This window comes from Polaromonas sp. P3_C2 (assembly GCF_056402675.1).
In genome coordinates this window covers 1-4,308 of the sequence record NZ_JBFUGX010000356.1, presented here as the reverse complement: position 1 = coordinate 4,308, position 4,308 = coordinate 1, and the positions used below count along the sequence as shown (strand labels likewise).

The following is a 4,308-nucleotide window of genomic DNA, read 5'->3' as shown; positions in this document are numbered from 1 at the left end:
CTTCAGCAGCGACTGGGCCAGCGCTTCCTGCGAGCCTTGCACATCGGCCTTGATGATGATGGGCAGCATCTTCACTTCACCGGCGCCGATGTCGGAGAACATGTTCTCCAGCTTGGCGGCCTGTTGCTTGGCCAGCTTGGTATTGCGGAACTTGCCGGCACGGTAGGTGGAGATTTCACGGGCACGGCGCTCGTCGAGCATGACCATGAATTCATCACCAGCCTGCGGTACTTCCGTCAGACCCTGAATTTCCACTGGAATCGACGGACCCGCCGTTTTGATCGGCTTGCCGTTTTCGTCCAGCATGGCGCGCACGCGGCCATAGGTCGAACCAGCCAGCACCACGTCGCCGGCTTTCAGCGTTCCCGCCTGAATCAGCACAGTCGCCACGGGGCCACGGCCCTTGTCGAGGCGGGCTTCGATCACCAGGCCCTTGGCCAGCGCATCCACCGGCGCCTTGAGTTCAAGCACTTCTGCCTGCAGCAGCACCTGTTCGAGCAAGGCATCGACACCGGCGCCAGTATGGGCCGAGACACCGACAAAAGGAACGTCGCCGCCGAACTCTTCGGGAATCACTTCTTCGGTGACCAGCTCGCCCTTGACGCGCTCCATGTTGATACCAGGCTTGTCGATCTTGTTGATCGCCACCACGATGGGAACACCGGCCGCCTTGGCATGCTTGATGGCTTCCTTGGTCTGCGGCATCACGCCGTCGTCAGCCGCCACCACCAGAATCACGATGTCGGTCGCCTGGGCACCGCGGGCACGCATGGCGGTAAACGCCTCGTGGCCCGGAGTATCCAGGAAGGACACCATGCCGCGCGGGGTTTCCACGTGGTAGGCACCGATGTGCTGGGTGATGCCGCCCGCTTCACCGGAGGCCACTTTGGCGCGGCGGATGTAATCGAGCAGCGAGGTCTTGCCGTGGTCAACGTGACCCATGACCGTCACAACCGGCGCGCGCGGCAACAACTCGGCCTGCTGGCCTTGCACGTCTTCGTCGGCAAAGGCTTCCGGGTCGTCCAGCGAAGCCGTCACGGCCTTGTGGCCCATTTCTTCCACCACAATCATGGCAGTGTCCTGGTCCAGCGGCTGGTTGATGGTGACCATCTGGCCAAGCTTCATCAGGTGCTTGATCACTTCCGATGACTTCACGCTCATCTTGTGCGCGAGTTCGGCCACGGTGATCGTCTCAGGCACGTGCACTTCAATGACCTTGAATTCGGTCGGCGCCACGAAGGTGGATTCAGGACGTGCTTCACGGTCATTGCGGCGGCCACGCGGGCCGCCACGGAAATTGCCACGGCCGGGCACAACGGGTGCGCCACGGCTTGGAATGCCCTTCTTCTTGGCAGCGTCGTCCTTCCAGGTCGAAGACAGGTTCTCCGACTTGACTTCCTTCTTGCCGGCGGCGCCAGGGGCCCCCGCAGCGGCCGGCGCACCCGGTTTGGCCGCGGCACCCGGCGCCCCGGCCGGCTTGTGCAGCGTGCCCTTGATGGCGGCTTTGGGATCGACGTGGGGCACCAGAACGCGCTTGGGCGCGGACATCATGGCGCGAATGCCGGCAGCTTCTGCTTCAGCCTTGCGGCGGCGATCCTGGAGCTCTTGCGCCTTGGCGGCGTCGGCCTGGAATTCGGCGGTGGCTTTGGCCTTGGCAGTTGCAGCGGCAGCCGCGGCATCGGCAGCCTTCGTGGCCTGTACGGCCGCAGCGGTTTCAGCGGCCTTGGTGGCTTCAGCTGTTACTGGCGCGGCTTCCTTGGCTTTTCCGGCTGGCTTGGCTTTCTTGACCACGGCCTCGGCGGCTGCAGCAGCCGCCTGGGCGGTTTGCTCGGCGGCCAGGCGCTCCTGCTCGCGCGCAGCATCCTTGGCGTCCTGCTCTTCGCGAAGACGGCGTTTTTCAGCAAGCTCCTGCTCCTGGCGGCGCAGCAGTTCTGCGTGGCGGCTGGCTTCTTCTTCGCGGCGAATCAGCTCGGCATCGTCGATGACGGGAGGTGCCGGCGGAGCGGCCACTTCAGGCTGCACTTCTTCCGCAGGCTGGTCGGAGCCGTCGTCACGCTTGATAAAGGTACGCTTTTTACGCACTTCCACCTGGATGGTGCGTGCCTTGCCGGTGGCATCGGCCTGCTTGATCTCGCTGGTGGATTTTTTCACCAGGGTGATCTTCTTGCGCTCGGCCGTGACGGTGCCATGGCTGGCCTGCAGATAGCCGAGAAGCTTCTGCTTGTCCGCTTCGGACAAGGGGTCGCTGGCTTGCGCCTTGGCGACACCCGCGCTGGTCAATTGCTCGATCAGGGTGGCGGGAGATTTATTGAGTTCAGCTGCGAATTCAGCGACGGTAGTGGTACTGGACATATGTTTTTTTCCTGCTGGCCTCCATGATCATTGCTCTTGGGCCGCTGCAGGTGCAGGGGTGTCAGCGGCAGCGGGTTCATCGGTAAACCAATGGGCGCGTGCGGTCATGATCAGGGCTTTGGCTTCGTCCGAAGACTGGCCGGTGATATCGGTAAGTTCGTCCACGGCCAGATCGGCCAGGTCGTCGCGGGTATGGATGCCCGCTTCTGTCAGTTTGGCGATCAGCTCTGGCGTGAGGCCTTCGACGTCGCGCAGGTTCTGCGACACGCCTTCGGCATTTTCTTCCTTGGCGATTTCCATCGTCAAGAGCGCATCTTTGGCGCGCGTGCGCAGCTCATTGACGGTGTCTTCGTCGAAGGACTCGATCTCCAGCATTTCCTGCAGCGGCACATAAGCCACTTCTTCGAGACTGGTGAAGCCTTCGGAGATCAGGATGTCGGCGATTTCCTCGTCCACGTCGAGCTTTTCCATGAACAGCTTGCGGCTGGAATCGGTCTCGGTCGCCTGCTTTTGCGCAGATTCATCGGCCGTCATGATGTTGATCTTCCAGCCGGTCAGCTCGGCGGCAAGGCGCACGTTCTGGCCGCCGCGGCCGATCGAAATGGCCAGGTTTTCTTCATCGACGACGACGTCCATGGCGTGGCGCTCTTCGTCGACCACAATGGACGACACGTTGGCCGGGGCCAGCGCGCCGATCACGAACTGGGCCGGGTCTTCGCTCCACAGCACGATGTCCACGCGCTCGCCGGCGAGCTCGTTGGTCACGCCGTTGACACGGGTGCCGCGCACGCCGACGCAGGTGCCGATCGGGTCGACACGCTTGTCGTGCGACAGCACGGCGATCTTGGCGCGGGAACCGGGGTCACGGGCGCAGGATTTGATCTCCAGCAGGCCTTGTTCGATTTCAGGGACTTCCTGGCGGAACAGCTCGATCATGTACTCGGGCGACGTGCGCGAGAGGATGATGGGCGCGCCGCGCAGGGTCGTGTCAACTTCCATGATCATGGCGCGCACGCGGTCGCCGGAGCGCAGGTTTTCCTTCGGGATCATGTCGGAACGGCGCAGGCGGCCTTCCACACGGCCGGATTCGACAATGATGTCGCCCTTGTCCATGCGCTTGACGGTGCCAACAAAAATCTTGTCGCCGCGCGACATGAAGTCGTTGAGCAGCATTTCGCGCTCGGCGTCACGGATTTTCTGCAGAATGACCTGCTTGGCGGCTTGCGCGCCAATACGGCCGATGGGCAGGCTTTCCACCGGCTTTTCGATGTAGTCGCCTTCTTCGATGTCGGCAATCTCGTCGCGTGCGTCGCTGACCAGCTCTTCGGCTTCGGGGTTCTGCAGGCCGGCTTCGTCAGGCACCACCAGCCAGCGGCGGAAGGTCTCGTAATTGCCGTTGTCACGGTCGACGGCCACGCGGATGTCCACTTCGCCTTCGTACACCTTCTTGGTGGCCGAGGCGAGCGCAAGCTCGACGGCGCCAAAAACGACGTCACGTTCCACATTTTTTTCACGCGAGATGGCATCAACCAACATCAACAGTTCGCGATTCATTTCACAAGCCTGCCTTTCTTCATTTCTTGAAATTAATTCTCTGCAAAGGGTTCGGCACCAGGCGTTATTTTGGGTTTACGCCCCTTGAAATCAACCACGGGCGCGAGGCGCGCCTGTTGAATTTCATCGAGGGTAAAACCCAACGCCTGCAGCGGTGCGGGAACCTTCTTCTTACTGACCTTCTGGCCGGGTTTGACGGCCGGCTCATCGCTCCACACGATCTGCCAGCCGGCCACGCCGTCCGCGGCCACGACACGCTCCAGCGTGCCGCGAAACTTCTTGCGGCTGGCCGCGACGGTTGAACCGGCGCTGGCAGCCACGCCAATAGGAGCCTTGAGCGTGATGTCGATCAACTCACCGGCAAAACGCTCAAAATCTTTTTCGTTGCGCAAGGGCCTGTCG

Annotated in this window: 3 protein-coding genes; all 3 read right to left on the bottom strand. The window is 62.1% G+C overall.

What is annotated here, in order from left to right:
- On the bottom strand, positions 1-2,352 hold a 2,352-nt coding region (infB, locus tag AC1DWI_RS14930; protein WP_477725114.1), incomplete at its 3' end, for a translation initiation factor IF-2.
- Between the two features lie 27 nt (positions 2,353-2,379).
- The gene (gene nusA / locus AC1DWI_RS14925; protein ID WP_477671652.1) at positions 2,380-3,906 is read right to left on the bottom strand and encodes a transcription termination factor NusA; all 1,527 of its coding nucleotides are present in this window, start codon (positions 3,904-3,906) and stop codon (positions 2,380-2,382) included.
- Positions 3,907-3,938: 32 nt separating this feature from the next.
- Positions 3,939-4,308, bottom strand: a 370-nt coding sequence (locus AC1DWI_RS14920; protein ID WP_477725113.1) for an LSm family protein, incomplete at its 5' end; no start/stop codon positions are given.

Excerpts from the sequence above, each read along its gene's own strand:
- nusA (WP_477671652.1), bottom strand. The coding sequence starts at position 3,906 with ATGAATCGCGAACTGTTGATGTTGGTTGATGCCATCTCGCGTGAAAAA.